The 16,477-nt window shown below is 63.2% G+C and carries 19 protein-coding genes and 1 other RNA gene; 3 read left to right on the top strand and 17 right to left on the bottom strand.

The features are described 5' to 3' along the window. From GX414_16910 to GX414_16875, 8 genes are all read right to left on the bottom strand, one after another. Positions 1–186, bottom strand: a 186-nt coding sequence (locus tag GX414_16910) for a methylmalonyl-CoA epimerase (protein ID NLI48784.1), incomplete at its 3' end; no start/stop codon positions are given. Positions 187–197: 11 nt separating this feature from the next. Then, positions 198–1,139 (bottom strand): methylmalonyl Co-A mutase-associated GTPase MeaB, encoded by a 942-nt coding sequence (meaB, locus tag GX414_16905; GenBank protein ID NLI48783.1) that lies wholly within the window; start codon positions 1,137–1,139, stop codon positions 198–200. 201 nt (positions 1,140–1,340) lie between these two features. Beyond that, positions 1,341–2,153, bottom strand: a complete 813-nt coding sequence (locus GX414_16900; protein ID NLI48782.1) for a carbon-nitrogen hydrolase family protein — start codon at positions 2,151–2,153, stop codon at positions 1,341–1,343. Positions 2,154–2,193: 40 nt separating this feature from the next. Further along, entirely contained in the window at positions 2,194–3,129 is a 936-nt protein-coding gene (locus GX414_16895; protein ID NLI48781.1) for a radical SAM protein, read from the bottom strand. Between the two features lie 36 nt (positions 3,130–3,165). After that, positions 3,166–4,209 carry a DnaJ domain-containing protein gene (locus GX414_16890; protein ID NLI48780.1) on the bottom strand — a complete coding sequence of 348 codons (1,044 nt, stop codon included), beginning with the start codon at positions 4,207–4,209 and terminating at the stop codon, positions 3,166–3,168. A 57-nt stretch (positions 4,210–4,266) separates the two neighbouring features. Beyond that, positions 4,267–4,893 carry an outer membrane lipoprotein carrier protein LolA gene (locus GX414_16885; GenBank protein ID NLI48779.1) on the bottom strand — a complete coding sequence of 209 codons (627 nt, stop codon included), beginning with the start codon at positions 4,891–4,893 and terminating at the stop codon, positions 4,267–4,269. Next, entirely contained in the window at positions 4,890–5,369 is a 480-nt protein-coding gene (lspA, locus tag GX414_16880) for a signal peptidase II (protein ID NLI48778.1), read from the bottom strand. Before lspA ends, GX414_16885 begins: the two co-directional genes overlap by 4 nt. Before the next feature lie 52 nt (positions 5,370–5,421). Beyond that, positions 5,422–6,363 (bottom strand): hypothetical protein, encoded by a 942-nt coding sequence (locus GX414_16875; protein NLI48777.1) that lies wholly within the window; start codon positions 6,361–6,363, stop codon positions 5,422–5,424. A gap of 169 nt (positions 6,364–6,532) precedes the next feature. Between GX414_16875 and GX414_16870 the strand changes: the two genes are divergently transcribed. The 3 genes from GX414_16870 (at position 6,533) to GX414_16860 (ending at position 8,972) form a co-directional block, all read left to right on the top strand. Then, positions 6,533–8,065, top strand: coding sequence for a response regulator (locus tag GX414_16870; protein ID NLI48776.1), 1,533 nt, complete (start codon positions 6,533–6,535; stop codon positions 8,063–8,065). Between the two features lie 120 nt (positions 8,066–8,185). After that, entirely contained in the window at positions 8,186–8,626 is a 441-nt protein-coding gene (locus tag GX414_16865; protein ID NLI48775.1) for an ATP-binding protein, read from the top strand. Position 8,627: 1 nt separating this feature from the next. Continuing rightward, complete coding sequence (locus tag GX414_16860; GenBank protein NLI48774.1) at positions 8,628–8,972, top strand: STAS domain-containing protein; 345 nt, start codon at positions 8,628–8,630, stop codon at positions 8,970–8,972. Positions 8,973–9,236: 264 nt separating this feature from the next. On the opposite strand, the gene GX414_16855 is transcribed toward GX414_16860, so the two are convergent. The 9 genes from GX414_16855 to GX414_16815 all read right to left on the bottom strand — a co-directional run. Then, positions 9,237–10,181 (bottom strand): pyruvate ferredoxin oxidoreductase, encoded by a 945-nt coding sequence (locus tag GX414_16855; GenBank protein ID NLI48773.1) that lies wholly within the window; start codon positions 10,179–10,181, stop codon positions 9,237–9,239. Positions 10,182–10,205: 24 nt separating this feature from the next. After that, on the bottom strand, positions 10,206–11,387 hold the full coding sequence (gene porA / locus GX414_16850) for a pyruvate ferredoxin oxidoreductase (GenBank protein NLI48772.1): 1,182 nt from the start codon (positions 11,385–11,387) through the stop codon (positions 10,206–10,208). A gap of 20 nt (positions 11,388–11,407) precedes the next feature. Continuing rightward, entirely contained in the window at positions 11,408–11,695 is a 288-nt protein-coding gene (locus GX414_16845; GenBank protein NLI48771.1) for a 4Fe-4S binding protein, read from the bottom strand. Next, positions 11,688–12,266 carry a pyruvate synthase gene (locus tag GX414_16840; protein NLI48770.1) on the bottom strand — a complete coding sequence of 193 codons (579 nt, stop codon included), beginning with the start codon at positions 12,264–12,266 and terminating at the stop codon, positions 11,688–11,690. Before GX414_16840 ends, GX414_16845 begins: the two co-directional genes overlap by 8 nt. 118 nt (positions 12,267–12,384) lie before the next feature. Continuing rightward, complete coding sequence (gene recR / locus GX414_16835; GenBank protein ID NLI48769.1) at positions 12,385–12,984, bottom strand: recombination protein RecR; 600 nt, start codon at positions 12,982–12,984, stop codon at positions 12,385–12,387. A gap of 43 nt (positions 12,985–13,027) precedes the next feature. Further along, complete coding sequence (locus GX414_16830) at positions 13,028–13,333, bottom strand: YbaB/EbfC family nucleoid-associated protein (GenBank protein ID NLI48768.1); 306 nt, start codon at positions 13,331–13,333, stop codon at positions 13,028–13,030. A gap of 16 nt (positions 13,334–13,349) precedes the next feature. Then, positions 13,350–14,978: a DNA polymerase III subunit gamma/tau gene (gene dnaX, locus GX414_16825; GenBank protein NLI48767.1), complete on the bottom strand. Its 1,629-nt coding sequence runs from the start codon at positions 14,976–14,978 to the stop codon at positions 13,350–13,352. A 30-nt stretch (positions 14,979–15,008) separates the two neighbouring features. Then, positions 15,009–15,106: signal recognition particle sRNA small type (gene ffs / locus GX414_16820), an RNA gene on the bottom strand. A gap of 72 nt (positions 15,107–15,178) precedes the next feature. Further along, the coding region (locus GX414_16815; protein ID NLI48766.1) for an O-antigen ligase family protein at positions 15,179–16,477 on the bottom strand (1,299 nt) is incomplete at its 5' end.

The following is a 16,477-nucleotide window of genomic DNA, read 5'->3' as shown; positions in this document are numbered from 1 at the left end:
TTCGGGCGAGGTGGGCTCCAGAAACTCCAGGTTGGTCTCACCGACCGGGAACATGGCCACCCGAACCTTCTGCTCGGGCACTTCCTCGATTTCGTGAAGGTGCAGACCGAGAGCGTCCTGATAGAATTTTAGGATGTCGTCCAGAGCCGTGACGGCGATCCCGATATGATCGATCTTGGTGAACACGCTGGCGCCTCCTAACGGCCAAACTGACTCAGGAAAGTCTCTATTATAGAATAGGGATCCGCGGATTTGTCCAAGACTTTTTGCGCCAGCGCGTCCAGCTGCTCCTCGAAGCCGGTGCGGCGCAGAAACTCCTGAAACACCCGGTCGCGCGACAGCTGGAGCAGCTTCTCCCGGGCGGCGGGCAGGGCGAAGCGGCCCGGGTCGTGGCCGGACGATTGCCGCTGCCGGAGATCGGCGATCGCCGCAAAGAGCGCGTCGACGCCCTCGTCACGGATGGCCACCGTCTTGACCACCGGGGGTTCCCAGCCGTCGGTGCGGGTGTTCATGGCCAGGATCGCCCGGATCTCCTGCTCCGTCTTGATCACGCCGTCGCGGTCCGATTTGTTGATCACAAAGATGTCACCGATTTCCATGATTCCCGCCTTGATCGCCTGGATGTCGTCACCCATGCCGGGGACGAGCACCACCACGCAGATCCGGGCGGTCTTGACGATATCCACCTCGTCCTGGCCCACCCCCACCGTCTCGACGAGGATGAAGTCGAAACCGGCGGCATCCAGCAGCAGCACCACGTCGGCGGTGGTGGCCGAGAGGCCGCCCATGTTGCCGCGGGTGGCCATGCTCCGGATGAAGGCGCCGGGATCGGTGGCGTGCCGCTGCATCCGGACGCGGTCCCCCAGGATGGCGCCGCCGGTGAAAGGGCTGGACGGGTCCACCGCCACCACGGCGACCGTATGCCCGCGCCGTCGCATATGCTCCGTGAGCCGGTCCACCAGCGAGCTCTTGCCGGCGCCGGGCGAGCCGGTGATGCCGATGACGCAGGCGTGGCCGGTCATGGGGAACGCCTGCTTCAGCAGGTCGACGGCGTCGAGTGAGCCGTTTTCGATCCGGCTGATGGCCTTGGCCAGGAGGCGGCGGTCGCCGCTGCGGATGCGTTCCAGTATGTCGTCCATGAGTCCCTGCTGTTCCTTGCCGAGAGGCCATCCGCGGCGGCGGTGCGACTTCGGCGGAAACCGATCGGGTGCCGCGCGGTCAAACGCACCCTTATAGCACACGGGCCCCGGCGTTTCAACCGTTGGCCGATCCGGTGCCGACGCCCGCGCGTCCGCCAGCGGTTGCAGCCGGACTTTCCGCTCAGACGATCTGGTGGATGGTCACCTGGCGGGATTGATATCCAGCCGGCGGTGGTCCAGGGCGGGAAGCTGGCGGCGTTTTTCCTGCAGATAGGCGCGGTCGATCTCGGCAACGATCACCGCCTCCCGCTCGCCGGCGCCGGCCAGGACGTTCCCCCACGGGTCCACGATCAGGCTGTGTCCCCAGTTGCGGATCCGCGGCGCAGGCTGGCCGGTCAGGGCAGGCGCGATGACGTAACACAGGTTCTCGATGGCCCGGCACCGGACGAGAACCTCCCAGTGGTCCTTGCCGGTCGTCTCGGTGAACGCCGACGGGACCAGGAGCACCTCGGCGCCCGCGGCCGACAGCCGCCGGTACAGCTCGGGAAACCGCAGATCATAGCAGATGGACAGGCCGAAGGTAGCCGGCGGCGTGGCGCAGACCACCGCCTCGTCTCCCGCGTGGAAGCGGGCCGATTCCCGGATGCTGTGCCCGTCTCCCAGCTCGATGTCGAACAGATGGATCTTGCGGTAGGCGGCCAGAATGCCGCCGTCGGGTCCCAGCAGCAGGCTGGTGTTGAACATGTTGTCGGCACCCGGAACCTCTTCGTGGAAGGAGCCGGCCAGCAGGTAGATCTCCAGGCGGCCGGCCAGCTCCCGCAGCCGGCGGACCAGCGGCGAATCCAGGCGGTGGGTCAGGAACGGGACGTCACCAACGCGCAGGAAGGAAAAATTTTCGGGCAGGGCGATCAATTCGGCGCCGCGGGAGCGGGCCAGCTCCACCAACCGCACGGCGCGCTCCAGGTTCCGCTCGAAGTCGGGACCCGATTCCATCTGAATGGCGGCGGCCAGCATGAGGCTCCTGTTGACGCCGGAGGAACCGCCTGGGCGCGGCTCATTCGAGCGTCCGATAAAAGATCCCGCGGTCCTGGATCTCGGCCCGGATCCGCCGCTCCGTCTCGAGGATGTCCAGGTACTTGTTCAGCTCCGCCGGCCGGATCCCCAGCCCGGCTGCCAGATCTTCGGCGGTGCAGGGACGCCGGGCGATGGTCTCGAGGATGGCGTGCTCCAGATCGGGCCGAAAAACCGCCAGGTCCCGGCGGCGGCGGTATCGGGCGATCACTTCCACCCGCGGGTGGCCGAGCCGCGGGATCATCGCCTCCAGCTCGGCCAGCGGCACGGGCCGGACCCACGGTTCCGTACCGGGTCGGTCGAGAGTGTTGAGCTGGACGCGGTCGGGCCGGATCCGCCGGATCGCGTCCCGAAACCGATCGAGCTCGTCCGGCGCGGTGTTGAGCGGAGCCAGCATGAAGATCTCCAGCCAGATCTCGCCGGTGAAGATCTCCCGGAGGGCGGCCAGCCCGTCGATGATCGCCTCGCTGCGGATGCCGGCCACCGGCCGGTTGATGGCCTGAAAGGCCGAGTCGGAGACCGCGTCCAGCGAGGGGAGGATGAGATCGGCCGCCGCGGCTTCCGATCGGACGTCGGGCCGGTCTAATAGCGACGAATTGGTGAGCAGGGCGACCGGCGCCGCGCCGCGGGCCTTGAGGTGGGATGCGATCCGGCCGAGGCCGGAGTGGAGTGTGGGTTCGCCGGATCCGGAGAAGGTGATGAAGTCCGGACGGGGGTACCGGCCCAAAAAGTCATCCAGCTCGGCCAAAACCCCGTCGGTGGGCACATACTCCGCCCGATCGATGGTGAAGGCCGTTGTGGGACCGCACTCGCAGTACACGCAATTCATGGTACAGGTCTTGGGGGGGACCAGGTCGACGCCCAGCGAGATACCGAGCCGGCGGGAAGGAACGGGTCCGAACAGGTATCGGTATGCCATGCGGATGCTCGATCCGGATCGCTCGGCGGCGCGACGCTACAGTCCGTCGCGCGGATTTTCGGTCCGTAGGGCCGCCAGCTGGTGCAGCAGCTCTTTCTCGCGCGGACTCAGGTTCGTGGGCACCACCACGCGGACATGGACGATCTGATCACCGGCCGGATGGCGGCCCAGCGCGGGCAGACCCTTTCCTTTCAGACGAAATGTGCGGCCGCTCTGGGTTTCAGGCGGGATGCGCATGCGCGCCTTGCCCCCCAGCATCGGCACCTCAATCTGGGCGCCCAGCGCCGCCTCGCAGAATGTGATCGGCACTTCGCAGTGGATGTCCCGGCCCTGCAGCCGAAAGAAGGCGTCGTCCTCCACGCGGACCGTCAGGTAGAGGTCGCCACGCTCGCGCTGTCCTGCGCCGGTTCGCCCTTTGCCCCGCAACCGGATCTTGAACTCATCATGGACGCCTGCGGGAATTTTGACCTCGACCTCCTCCGGCTGGTAGGCGGATCCGGCGCCCTGGCAGACCGGGCAGGCGCTCCGGCCGGTGCCGCCCCGACCGCCGCACTGGGGGCAGGGGCTTTCCGACTGCAGGGTGATCCGCATGGTCCGGCCCTGCGCCGCGTCTCGCAGCGGGATCCGAATCTCGGCGTTCAGGTCCGCGGCCGCCCGGCTGCCGCCCCGTCGTCCTAACGGCGTGTCCGCCGCCATGGTGTCACCGAACAGGTCGGCGCCGCCGAAGAACATTCTGAAAAAGTCGCTGAATCCCGTCTGGCGCCCCGATCCGAAATCCGCATGGCCGGCGCCTGCGAAGTGGCGGAAGAAATCGTTGTCACCGGTTCCGCTCCGGGAGCCGCCAAATTGTTGGTAATCCTGCCAGTTGGCACCGAGGTGGTCGTATTTCTGGCGCTTGTCGGGGTCGCCCAGAACCTGGTAGGCCTCGTTGATCTCCTTGAATCGCCGCTCGGCATTCGGGTTGTCCCGATTGAAGTCGGGGTGGTACTTGCGGGCCAGCCGGCGATAGGCCTTCTTGATCTCGGCCTGGGTGGCGCCTTTGGCCACCCCCAGGATGCTGTAGTAGTCCTTGTACTCCATTGGTCCGGACCTTTCCCGCGCCCAATTTAGGCGCAGTCGCAACGAAAAATCAAGGGTTTAATTCGGCCGCAGGACTTCGGTGTCGGCCGGCGGCGTGAATTCAAACCGCCCGGCGGGGATGGGGCCGTCCAGACGGACTTCCGAGAAGCGGTAAATGTGGGTGGACCCGCTGTTCTCGTACAGGGCCAGCTCCTCAATGAAGGGCGGCTCGCCGGACAGCACAAGCAGCGCCCGCGCGAACACCGGGTCCTTCGCCCGAGCGCGCAGCACGTAGGCGGTGCGTGCACCGTCGACGGCCGGCGGGTCGTGGTCGAAGAACTCGTCCAGCCGCCTCCGGCCGCCCAGGATGAACACCAGCGGCGATTCTTCGGCATCGAGACCGTCCAGTGTCTGGATCACCATCTGCCGCTCCGTGGGGGTGTACATCCGGTACTCGTTTTTCCGGAGCAGGAAGATCTTCGGTTCGGGGTCCTGGTAATCCCACCGCATCAGGTGGGGCCGGCGGATCCAGATCCGTCCGGAGGCCTGCTCAATGCCGAGCGGCGTCTGGACCGACTGGCTGAACCGGGCCTCGAGGGTACGAAACCCGTGGAACCGCTCGAGGAAACGGTCGAAGGCATCGGCCCCCGCTGCGCCGGCGGACAGAACCCAGGCGATGGTGAGACAGGCGGTCAGCCGGGTCATGGGCGTGTCCGTGCGTGGACGAGGATCGTCCAGAGGACGGCGACGGCCCCCACGCAGATGAACGTGTCAGCGAGATTGAACGTCGGCCAGTAGTAGACACCGGCATGAAACTCCAGGAAGTCGACCACCGAACCGGTGAGCAGCCGGTTGCCGGCGTTGCCGACGATGCCGCCGGCGATCATCGCCAGGGCAAGCCCGTATGCCCATGGCAGGGAGGTTTCCGTGGCCACGGTCCAGCAGATGTAGCCCAGTGCCAGCACGGCGGTGAGGGTGAGGAGAACGGTCTTGACCGGGCTGTCTACGTCGGCCAGCATGCTGAACGCGATCCCGCGGTTGGTGGTGAGGGTCAGGCTGAAAAATCCCGGGATGACATGCCGCTCCACATGCGGCGCCAGCAGCCGCACCGCGGCCAGTTTCGAGATGATGTCTGCCAGCAGGAAGCCGACAGCGGCGATGCACCAGACAGATTTTTTCATTGGATATTAAACGGCCGCCGGACGCGGGCCGGCGGCCGAGGGCAAGCAATGACTATTCGGCCACCTTCGGAACCGACAGGTAGCCGTTGACCTTGTCGTCCAGAACCTGGGTGACCACGAGTTCATACGGCTTCTTGTAGCCCATCTTCAGGAAATAGATGGGCTCGTTGGCGGCCACCTTGTCCTTGGACATCTTCTTGTCGTCGTAAAAGATCTCGGTGTCGTAGCGCTGGTCCTTCTTTCTGGTCTTCTTGAGGCGCAGGCCCACGTCCTTGACCCGGATGATGCCGGACTTTTTGTGCAACTGGAAGACGAAGTAGTCGCGATCCAGCGAGGTCTTCAGATTGAAGAGCGACTCCCTCGTGGAATCCAGGATTTCCCGTGTGGCGTTGATGTTGTGGATGCTCTGCTCCAACAGCTTGCGCTGTTCCTCGATGGTCTTGGCCTGCTCTTCGACGCGCTTGTCCAACTCACCCACTTTCGTGTCCACCTGCTTGACGCTGGAATCGACGGCGGTGACGTTTTGCTTGATCTCGCCTACGTCGCTCTGGATGCTCTGGGCCTTCCGATCCACGGAGGCCAGAGCGTCCTTGTCCGCCTTTTGAGTGACGGCGGCCTTGATGTTCTGCACCTCGCTTTCCTGCTGGGCCTGGACCGATGATAGTTCTTTCGACGTGGCGTCGATCTGCTGGACCAGCTTGTTCTCGGTCTTGTACAGTTCTTCCTCGAGTTGGCTGATGCGGTTCTCCGAGTTGTCCAGATCGCGGTTAAGCAGTTCGGTGGCTTCCTGAGTCCGGCTGAGCTTGACCGTCAGAAAGATGCAGTAACCCAACAGGAGGGCGATGCAGACAAACAGGATGGTGGGCAACACCCACCCGCTGCCGCCTTGTTTGGCGTTGCGCACCGCTTTCTCCAGCGGCCCGGTCTTGTCGAGACTGCGGAACATCGGGTCGTTGGGCGGCGGTGGCATGGGGGGTCTGGGTTGGTCACTCATGGTCGATCATTCCTCCGTATGGGATCGAATTTGCGATCAGACAGAATTTCGGACTATACCTGGGGTTGATAAAATTGTCAAAAATGAAACGAAATTAATGAAAACGGAAGCAATTTTATTTTAAAATACTACCCAATTTCAACATTTGTTTGTGGGCTCAGGGGGCTGCATGGCGAGACGCACTCGTGTCGGGCAGGCTCCGGACGCGGCCGGGTGTCTGGAGGCGTATCTGGTGGAACTGGTCGGCGAACCCATGGTGATCTTCGACGCGGACGGGCGCGCCGTCAAGTCCAACGGTGCATTTCTCGAACGCGTGGCTGGCTGCCAGACGTTGTCGGATGTGCTCGGACAACTGGAGCCGCCGGCGTCCCAGCGGATCCTCGATAAATTCCTCCACGGGCCGCATGCGAACGGGCCGGCTCGAGGAAACCTTCAACTTCACGGTGAAGCGTACGCATTTGAGGCCGACTTTCTGCCGGGGTCACCCCCGTTGTTCTACCTCCGTCTGGCGACCGGTACCGGCCAGCCGGACAAGGTCCGGCAGGAATTCGAGCGTGAGAAACGCCAGTCCCTGACCACGCTGGCGGCCGGGATCATCCATAATTTCAACAATATCCTGGCGTGTATCAAGGGGTACGCCGAACTCATCAACCGGTATCCGGATCCCGAAGCAGCCATGATCCGCGCGTACGCCGACGGCATCACCCATCTGGCCGACCGGGGCGCCGCATTGAATCAAAAATTGCTAGCCTTCGCCGCCCCCGCGCGCCGGAACAACACGCCGATGTCCGTAAACGAATTCCTGCGGGAGCTGGTGGTGAAATCGTCGGTGCTGACCGGTCCCGATCGCTGTCGGGTCAGCGTGAAACCGCTCGCGCGCGACATGTACATAGTCGGTGACCCGTTCCAGCTCACGGACGCGTTCATGAACATTCTGGCCAACGCCATTGAAGCCATCGAGGACGAACCGGGCGGCGTGCTCATCCAGGCAGCGCTCGCTCGGCGGCGCCGCCGGCACCCGCAACCGGCCGACGCGCAGCCGGACCAGCGATGGATCGAGATCTGCATCGCCGATTCCGGACGCGGCATGACCCGCGACGAGCTGGCCAGGGCGTTCGATCCGTTCTTCACAACGAAAACACAGAACGAAGCGCTGGGTATGGGGTTGTCCATGGCCATGGGCATCCTGCGGAACCATGGCGGTGAAATCCGCTTGACCAGCACGCTGGGGCGGGGCACCACGGCCAGGATCCAACTGCCGGTCTATGAAGCGCCGATCGCCGCAACGGTGGAAGTGCCGGCCACCCGAAGCCGAAAGGCCGCCCCGAACGGGCTGACCGCCTTGGTTGTGGACGACGAGCCGGACATCGTCAAAATTCTGCAGCGCCTGCTGCTGGACATGGGGCTCCGGGTGCACATCGCCGGCAGCGGACGGACCGCCCAGGCGATCATGGACAGCGATCTGGACCGGATCGACCTGATCATTCTGGACGCCATCCTGGAGGACATGTCGGGCGTCGGTTTATACCTGGACATCCGCCGTCGGAAACCCGGCGTGCCGGTGCTGTTCATCAGCGGCCAGGACCTGCCGCGGCAGAATCCGCAGCTGTTCACCGATAAGGCCGCGGTCGCGTTCATGATGAAGCCGTTCCGAATTGTTGATTTCCAGAAAAACGTTGGCATCCTGCTGGGCGTGAGATGATCGTCTCGGCCCGGGCGGCGCAAAGACGGGACGAGCCGGCCTGTCCGGCATCCGATTCGGGCTTGACATTTCCCCCGATGCCAGAGTAAGTTATCTCATCTTGCTTGGGAGCTCCGCGGGATGCCCAAACACGAGCTCATCCGGATGCGGTTCAGCAGCGAAGTCCTGTTCATCGACATTGCCCAAGAAGTCGTTCAGAAGATTCTCGAAAACCTCAAGGTCATTGAGGACGAGATCTTCTGGATCTGCCTGGCGGTGCGGGAGGCGGTCATCAACGCCGTGAAGCACGGCAACAACTTCGATGCCGGCAAGTATGTGGATTTCGTGGTGGATATTCAAGGCGAGCAGCTGCGGATCGAGGTGCCGGACCAGGGGACGGGTTTCAACATCGACGACGTGCCCGATCCCCTCAGCGACGAAAACATTCTCAAGCCGTCCGGACGGGGCATCTTCTACATCCGGTCATTCATGGACAACGTGGATTACGAGATCGTTCAACCTTCGGGGACCCGGCTGGTCATGCTCAAGAAGCTGACGATTCCGGCGGGGGAGCGGGCGTGAGATGAACGTCAACGTGCGAAAGGTGGAGCAGGTGGCCATCCTGGACTTGTCCGGGCGGGTGGTCATCGGCGAAGCGTTGTACGATTTCCGCAACACGATCCGCGACACGCTGAACGAAGGATTCACCCGGATTCTTTTAAACATGGAAAACGTCACGTACCTGGACAGCTCCGGGATCGGTGAACTGGTCAACTGCTACACGCTGGTCAGCACCCAGGGGGGATCTGTCAAGCTGGTCAAGGCGGCCGAGAAGATCGGCAGCCTGCTCCAGATGACCAAGCTGCTCACTGTCTTCGAGTCCTACAAGAACGAGCGGGAAGCGATCGCGTCCTTCGTCAAATCCTGATTTCTGCCGATGTCTCACGCTGCAGATCACCGGAGCGGTTCCGGGTGGCCGGATTGGCCGGTGTCCGGATCGGCAGCGGCCCCAGCGAAGCGGTCGTGTCCCGGGCGTCCACATTTGTCCGGCGACATCGGTCGGCAGTCCATGCCACCGGTCAGGCGGGCGGTCGGCGTATTTGAATCGGGAGGCGCGGCTGAACGCCTGCACGAGGCGGAGACGGACCATGAAACCCGGGGGGCGGGTGGCCCGCGCCCCCCGGGGGCATGATCACTTCTGCGGGGCCGGGAACGCCTTCTCCATGTGATCCAGGTATTCCCAGTAGGCGTCCACCTGACGCTGGATTTCCTCGAGCACGTATGTGTACTCGGGGCGGAAGAGGTGGCGGAAACGGCCCTGCATCTTCAACCAGTCGGCGACCGGGAGCTTTTGCTTGGGGCGGTAATTGACCCGGAACACGCCGTGGTCCATCTCAAAGAGCGGCCAATAGCCGGTTTCCACGGCCATCCGCGTCACCTCGATGCTCTGGTCCGACGGATACATCCAGCCCGGAACGCAGGGGGACATGACGCAGATGAAGGCCGGCCCGTCGAGATCCAGGCCCTTCTGGAGCTTTGTGGCCAAGTCGTTCCAGTTGCTCACCGCGGTCTGGGCGGCGTATTCGATGTGATGGGCCAGGGCGATGTTGGTGAGATCCTTGCGGCGCTGCATCTTGCCGGGGATGACCTTGCCGGCGGGGGAGGTGGTGGTGGCGGCACCGTAGGGCGTAGCGCTGGAGCGCTGGATGCCGGTATTCATGTAGGCGCCGTTGTCGTAACAAATGTACACAATGTCGTGGCCGCGCTCGAGAGCACCGGACAGCGACTGCAGGCCGATGTCATAGGTGCCGCCGTCCCCGCCGAACGCCACGAATTTCAGCTTGCGGTTCGCGGGAATCTTGCCCTGCTTCTTCAGCGACTGGTACATTGCCTCGACGCCGCTGATCGTCGCCGCGGCGTTTTCGAACGCGCTGTGGACAAAAGGCTTCAGCCAGGAGGTGTACGGGTAGATCGTGGTGGCGACCTCAAAGCAGCCCGTGGCGCTGGCGACCACGATGTCGTAATCCGTGACCTTGTACAGCAGCTTGGGAATGATGGGGATGCCGCATCCGGCGCACAGCCTGTGACCCGGCGAGAAGCCATCGGGTTTCTTGGACAATTCTTTTAAGTTAGCCATGTCTTTACCTCGGTTCTCTTGAAGCTATTCCCGCACCGTAATGTACTCGCACAACTCGCGGTACTTGCCGCTGCCGGCGATCTGGACCAGCTCGTCGATGACGTACTGGCAGTGGCTTTCCTCCAGGTCGCGGCCGCCCAGCCCGTAAATCTTGCCGATGGTCACGGGGCGCTTGGGCAGATCGTAGAGCGCGGCACGCACTTCCAGCATCAGCGGGCCGGCCATGGCGCCGAATGAATCCACCCGGTCCATGACCGTGACCGCTTTCAGGTGGCCCAGCGCCTTGACGTACGCCTCGGTCGGGAACGGCCGGTACAGGCGCGGTTTAAGCAGGCCGACCTTGACTCCTTTGCGGCGGTACTGATCGATGATTTCCTTGATCGTGCCGGCCGCCGAATTCACTGCCACGATGCCGATCTCGGCGTCGTCCAGGTGATAAGTCTCGAACAGCCCGTAGGCGCGGCCGGTCATCTTCTCGAAATCCTTGGCGACGGCGGCGATGACCGGGGTCGCCAGTTTCATTGCCTCAGCTTCCTGGCGTTTGTGCTCGATGTAGTAGTCCTGCAGGTCCAACGAGCCCAGCGTGACCGGCTTGTCGATGTCGAGGAGGGCGTACATGGGCTTGTAGTCGCCGATGAACTTCCGGACCTCGTCGTCTTCCAGGTACTCCATCCGCTCGATGGAGTGGCTGATGATGAAGCCATCCTGGCAGACCATCACCGGGAGTCGCACATCGGGGTGCTCGCTGATCCGGACGGCCTGGATGAGGTTGTCGTAGGCTTCCTGGGCGTTCTCCGAGTACAGCTGGATCCAGCCGGAGTCTCGGGCGCCGAACGAATCGCTGTGATCGCAGTGGATGTTGATGGGTGCGCTCAGGGCTCGGTTGACCAGCGCCATGACGATGGGCAGCCGCATGCCGGCGGCGATGTACAGCATCTCCCACATCAGGGCCATACCGTTGGCGCTGGTGGCGGTCAGCACGCGCCCGCCGGCCGCGGCCGCGCCGATGCAGGCGCTCATGGCGCTGTGCTCGCTCTCCACGGTCACCAGGTTGGTGTTGACCACCCCGTCGGCCACGTACTTCGAAAATTCCTCCATGACCTGAGTGGATGGGGTGATGGGGTAAGCTGCGCATACGTCGGGGTTGATTTGTTTCATGGCGTACGCCATGGCGGAATTGCCTGTGGTTGCGACGATTTTTGCCATATGATCTCTCCTTGGCCCCGCTATTGTTCCGGCTGCATGGTGATGGCCTTCACCTTTTCCGGGCACACCTGCGCGCAGATGCCACAGCCCTTGCAGTAGTCGTAATTGATCCCGGTGACCTTGCCGTCGTGGGTGTTGATGCTCATGTCGGGACAGTACACCCAGCACCGCAGGCAATGAATGCACTTCTCGCTGTTCCAGACGGGGCGTTCCACGCGCCACGAGCCGGTCTTATTTTCCATCGCGGAACCGGGCTGGTCGACGGCGCCCCCGATGGGGACCTCTTTCCAGTTCTTCAGTTTAAACATCGCTGTTCGCCTCCTCATAGCCCCGCCGAATGGCGGACAGATTGCCTTCGATGATCTTCTCAGGGAACTTTCCCTCGAAGCTGGCGCGGATCTCCACGAGGAGATCGTCGATGGACATGATGGGCACCGCCTTGACGAAGCCGCCCATCATGGGTGCGTTGGGCAGGGCACGGCCGATTTCGTCTATAGAAATCTTGGTGGCCGGCAGGGTGAACACCTTCTGCTTCGGGCTGAGCCCGAGGGTTTTCCGGATATGCGCCGGCGTGTCCGTGGTGTTGACGATCACGATGGAATCCTCACGGAGTCCCTCGGTGATGTTGGTGGCGCCGATCAGGGTGGGATCCACCACCAGGACGATGTGGGGCGTCTTCACCGGCGTGTGCATGCGGATGGGGTTGTCCGAAAAGCGGTTGAACACACGGACCGGAGCACCGCGCCGTTCGGGGCCGTATTCGGGAAAGGCTTGTATGTGTTTGCCTTTGCTGAGGATGGCCTCGGCCAGCGTTTTGGCGCCGGTGACCGTACCCTGCCCGCCGCGGCCGTGCCAGCGAACTTCCAGGTAATTGCTCATCGTTCGCCTCCAGTACAGAATAAATGAAAATATCAAACCATGTTATATATCAGATTTGCGGGTGCGATTGAAGTAAAAAATGATCGTCGGGGATTCGGCGCGACGTCCCCGGATTCGATCAGAGCGGTGTCCGGCCGTCGAGCGCCCGGCTGATGGTCACTTCATCGGCGTATTCCAGGCTGGAGCCCACCGGCAGGCCAAGGGCGATGCGGCTGACCCGGACATCCAGCGGCTTCAGCAGACGGGACAGGTAAATTGCCGTGGCCTCGCCCTCGACGTCGGGATTGGTGGCCACGATCACCTCCTGGACGTGCTCGTCCTTCAACCGGATTAGAAGGTTGGTGATCTTCAGGTCGTCGGGTCCGATCCCGTTGATGGGCGAGAGGGCGCCGTGGAGCACGTGATAGGTGCCGTGAAAGTGACCGCTCCGCTCGATGGCCGGGATGTCGAACGGTTTCTCGACGACACAGATCACGGAGTGATCGCGCCGGGCGGCGGCGCAGATGTCGCACACCGGCAGGTTGGTGTAGTTGTTGCATCGGGGGCAGAGTTGCACGGATTGGCGGGTGGACTGGATCGCCTGGACGAGCGCGTCGATGTAGACGGGCTCGGCGCGGAGCATGTAAAAGGCGATCCGCTGGGCGGATTTCGCGCCGATGCCGGGGAGGCGCTTGAGCACCTCGATCAGGTCGGCCAGCGGTTCGGAATAAGGGTTCATGGCAGCGGTGTCCTCGGGAGTATCGGGCGAATCCCGGTCGGCTTTAAAGACCAAACAATCCGGGCAGGTTCATCCGGCCGGCCAGCCCGCCGAGTTTCTCCGCCAGCAGCTTATCCACCTTGCGGGCGCACTGGTTCACCGCGGCGACGATGAGATCCTGCAGCATCGCGGGCTCCACGTGCCGCAGGGTCTCAGGATCGATGGTCAGACTCAGGAGCTCCTTCTTGCCGTTCATGCGGGCCCGAACCATGCCTCCGCCGCTGTCCCCCTCGACTTCGGCCTGCTCCATTTCATCCATGAGGCGGGACTGGATCTCTTGGGCATGCTGGTAGAGCTTTTGAAAATCCATGACTCGCTCGTCGGGTTCAGGGTTGACGCTTGAAGATCCATTTGCCGCTCACCTTGTCGATGAGTGCGCGGGCCACCCGGTCCTCCATGAAGAGGGCCTCCACCCGCTTTTGCTCCTCGCGGAGACGCTGGGTGTCCTCCTGCCGGACATGGTTCTCCGGGGTTCGCGCCTTGGTGCGGATGGAGATTTCCGGAGTTGTCTGGAAGAGTTCGATGAAGATATCCTCCAACTGCTTCTGGGTGTTCGGGTGGCGGAAGTTCCGCTCATAGAAAGTATTCTCGGGTACGACGATCTCGAGACGCCGGCCGGACAGGTGCAACTCAACGTGGGGGAGCATGGCCTTGAGCGGCGCATGCTGCTTGCCGATTGCATCCCGGAAGATGCGGATCCGGTCACGATCGGAGTTTGGCTCGATCGGCGGAGCGGCGCCCGGCGGTGGCTGTTTGGGCGCGGGTTCCGCAACCGGTGGCCCGGCGGCCGGCGCGGCCGGCCGCACCGGCATGGGCGCCTCCTGCAAGGCGGTCAGGATCTGTTCCAGCGACGCCAGCTTGGGCATTGAGGCCAGTTTCAGAAATGCCATCTCGACGTGGAAACGGACGAAGGGCGTCCAGCGGAGCTGGTTGTCCGCCTGCAGCAGGAGGTCGTAATGGCGGATGAACTCTTCGACGGTCAGCTGCCCGGCGATCTCGCGGATCACTGCGATGTCCTCTTCCGACAGGAACAGCAGATGCTGCTGGCTGCCGGTGACCTTGTGGACGATGACATGCCGGACGAACTCCATGAAGGCCCGGAGAAAATTTTGAAGATCGTGGCCTCGGTCGTACAGCCGGTCAATGAGATCGAGGATGCCGGCGTGGTCCTGGTTCAGGATCATCCGCATGGTCTGGTTCAGGAAATCCTGCTGCACCACGCCCAGCAGGGCGGAGACGTCCTCGTCGCTGACCCCTTCGCCGCCGAGCGACACGATTTTTTGCAGGGCGGATTCAGCGTCCCGCATGCTCCCGCCGCTGGCTTTCACCACGAAGCGCAGCGACTGGTCGGTGATCCGGGTGCCTTCCTCCGCGAGGATGCCGCGCAACCGCTCGTAGATTTCGTCGAAGGGGATGATCCGGAAATCGAATTGCTGACAGCGGGAGACGATGGTCTGCGGGATCTTGTACAGTTCGGTGGTCGCCAGGATGAAGATGACGTGGGCCGGCGGTTCCTCGAGCGTCTTGAGCAGCGCGTTGAACGCTTCGGTGGTCAGCATGTGAACTTCATCGATGATGAAGATCTTGTGCCGGTCCCGGGAGGGGGCATACTGAACGTTTTCGCGCAGCTCGCGGATCTCCCCGATGCCGCGGTTGGAGGCCGCGTCGATCTCCAGGACGTCGATGGCGTTGCCTTGGGCGATCTCCAGGCAGGACGGGCAGGCGTCGCACGGATTGGGTGTGGGACCCTGGTGGCAGTTGAGCGCCTTGGCCAGGATGCGGGCCGTGGATGTCTTGCCGACGCCTCGCGTACCCGTGAACAGGTAGGCGTGGGCGATCCGGCCGAGGCGGATGGCATTCTGCAGGGTGCGGGTGATGGTTTTCTGGCCCACCACCTCCTCGAATTGTTGGGGGCGCCATTTGCGGGCGATGACTTGGTATGATTTAGGGACCATCTCTGATTGGCCGGGGATTAGGGCAATAGTAAAAGGCTCTGGAGACACCACATCCAAGAGGACCTTTTACTGTTGCTTCCTTCCGGATCTGGCAGAGTTCAAGGCGTTGGATTGATGCCCCAGAGCCAAAACCAATTCGTCGGGTCTTCAAATATCCGCAGATCGGATTATAACACGCCCGGACGATTGATGAGAAAAAATTACAAGTCGTCATCTTCAGCCGAATCGTCGGCCGGGGCGGATTCCTCCGCCGCCCGCTCCTCGGCAAGCACCGCGCTGATGGCCGCCAGCAGCATGGTGAAGAGGGCCATGTTGGCGGGGATCTGCAGGTTGAAGTCGGTGACGCTGTGGGCCAGGATGCTGAACACGCCGCCGGCGGCGCCGAGGAGCGCCGCCTGCCGCGATACGCTGGGGGTGCGGATGAAGCCCCGGCAGGCGAAGAAGACCGCTGCCAGCACGAAGGCGATGAGCGTGAAACCGGCCGGGATGCCCAGCTCGGCGGTGTACTGCAGAAAATCGTTATGGGCGTGGTCGTAGACCACGTTCATGGGCGTCTCGTTGTAACTCAGGAAGGCGTACCGGTAGTTGCCCAGCCCCACGCCCAGCAGGGGAAAATCGCGGATCAGGTCCACGGTGTCCTTCCAGACGGGAAGCCGCCCCTCCGTCATGACACCTTCCTCATCCATGATCCGTTCGAACCGGGTAAGAACCGGATCGAGACCCAGCCAGACGGCATACCCGCCCACCAGCAGCACGAACAACAGGGCGACGAGCTGGATCCGCCGGCGGCTGTGACGCATCGCGGTAAGCACGCTCAGAAAGGCGACGGTGAGAAGCATGGCCAAGATACCGCCCCGGGACATCGAAAAAATCAGGCCCAAGCATAACCAGGCGCCGGTGAACAACAGCAGGGTGAAAACCGGCGTGCGCGGATGGGTGAACAGCTTCCGCCAGCGGCCGGAGTAGGTGTCGATGGCGGGGCGGATGCGGGCGTAGAACAGCCCGTAAGCCAGGGCGATGACCACCGGAAAGGCCATCTCGAGGAAGCCGGCGAAATGGTTGCGGTTGATATACGTGCCCGAAGCCACCTCCGCCACCTCCCGGCCGGGTGCCAGAAAGATGTGCGGGATTTTGCCGAGATACTGGAGCAGGCCGAAGCAGGTCTCTCCCGAGGCCAGGACGATCAGCCCGATGCTTAACCGGCGGCGGGCGCCGGCGTCCCGCAGCAGCTCCCGGCCCACCCAAAACACGGCGGCCAGGGCGGCGAAAAGGAGGAACTGCTCCACGGTCCGGCCGGGGAAGATGCTGACGGCGGTGTGCAGCGCGCGGGGATCGACCAGGCCGGTGGCCTGGACGCGCGACATGACTTGGGCGTGCACTGGGCTGATCACCCGCTGGACCGCCGCGGGCAGAGGCGTCAGCTGCAGGAGTGGGACGATGAGCAGGATGGACCAGGCGACCAGGACTGGTCGCCGGCCGGGGTCCGGCCGCCGCCGGCA

This window comes from Acidobacteriota bacterium, assembly GCA_012517875.1.
In the GTDB taxonomy this organism is placed as follows: Bacteria; Acidobacteriota; JAAYUB01; order JAAYUB01; family JAAYUB01; genus JAAYUB01.
Note: the sequence above shows the minus strand (reverse complement) of the source record. Positions and strands in the feature narration are given on the sequence as shown.

Excerpts from the sequence above, each read along its gene's own strand:
- GX414_16865 (NLI48775.1), top strand. The coding sequence starts at position 8,186 with ATGCCCAAACACGAGCTCATCCGGATGCGGTTCAGCAGCGAAGTCCTG.
- GX414_16830 (NLI48768.1), bottom strand. The coding sequence starts at position 13,333 with ATGGATTTTCAAAAGCTCTACCAGCATGCCCAAGAGATCCAGTCCCGC.
- meaB (NLI48783.1), bottom strand. The coding sequence starts at position 1,139 with ATGGACGACATACTGGAACGCATCCGCAGCGGCGACCGCCGCCTCCTG.
- GX414_16860 (NLI48774.1), top strand. The coding sequence starts at position 8,628 with ATGAACGTCAACGTGCGAAAGGTGGAGCAGGTGGCCATCCTGGACTTG.
- recR (NLI48769.1), bottom strand. The coding sequence starts at position 12,984 with ATGAACCCTTATTCCGAACCGCTGGCCGACCTGATCGAGGTGCTCAAG.
- GX414_16885 (NLI48779.1), bottom strand. The coding sequence starts at position 4,893 with ATGACCCGGCTGACCGCCTGTCTCACCATCGCCTGGGTTCTGTCCGCC.
- lspA (NLI48778.1), bottom strand. The coding sequence starts at position 5,369 with ATGAAAAAATCTGTCTGGTGCATCGCCGCTGTCGGCTTCCTGCTGGCA.
- GX414_16875 (NLI48777.1), bottom strand. The coding sequence starts at position 6,363 with ATGAGTGACCAACCCAGACCCCCCATGCCACCGCCGCCCAACGACCCG.
- GX414_16895 (NLI48781.1), bottom strand. The coding sequence starts at position 3,129 with ATGGCATACCGATACCTGTTCGGACCCGTTCCTTCCCGCCGGCTCGGT.
- porA (NLI48772.1), bottom strand. The coding sequence starts at position 11,387 with ATGGCAAAAATCGTCGCAACCACAGGCAATTCCGCCATGGCGTACGCC.
- GX414_16840 (NLI48770.1), bottom strand. The coding sequence starts at position 12,266 with ATGAGCAATTACCTGGAAGTTCGCTGGCACGGCCGCGGCGGGCAGGGT.
- dnaX (NLI48767.1), bottom strand. The coding sequence starts at position 14,978 with ATGGTCCCTAAATCATACCAAGTCATCGCCCGCAAATGGCGCCCCCAA.
- GX414_16870 (NLI48776.1), top strand. The coding sequence starts at position 6,533 with ATGGCGAGACGCACTCGTGTCGGGCAGGCTCCGGACGCGGCCGGGTGT.
- GX414_16855 (NLI48773.1), bottom strand. The coding sequence starts at position 10,181 with ATGGCTAACTTAAAAGAATTGTCCAAGAAACCCGATGGCTTCTCGCCG.
- GX414_16845 (NLI48771.1), bottom strand. The coding sequence starts at position 11,695 with ATGTTTAAACTGAAGAACTGGAAAGAGGTCCCCATCGGGGGCGCCGTC.
- GX414_16890 (NLI48780.1), bottom strand. The coding sequence starts at position 4,209 with ATGGAGTACAAGGACTACTACAGCATCCTGGGGGTGGCCAAAGGCGCC.
- GX414_16900 (NLI48782.1), bottom strand. The coding sequence starts at position 2,153 with ATGCTGGCCGCCGCCATTCAGATGGAATCGGGTCCCGACTTCGAGCGG.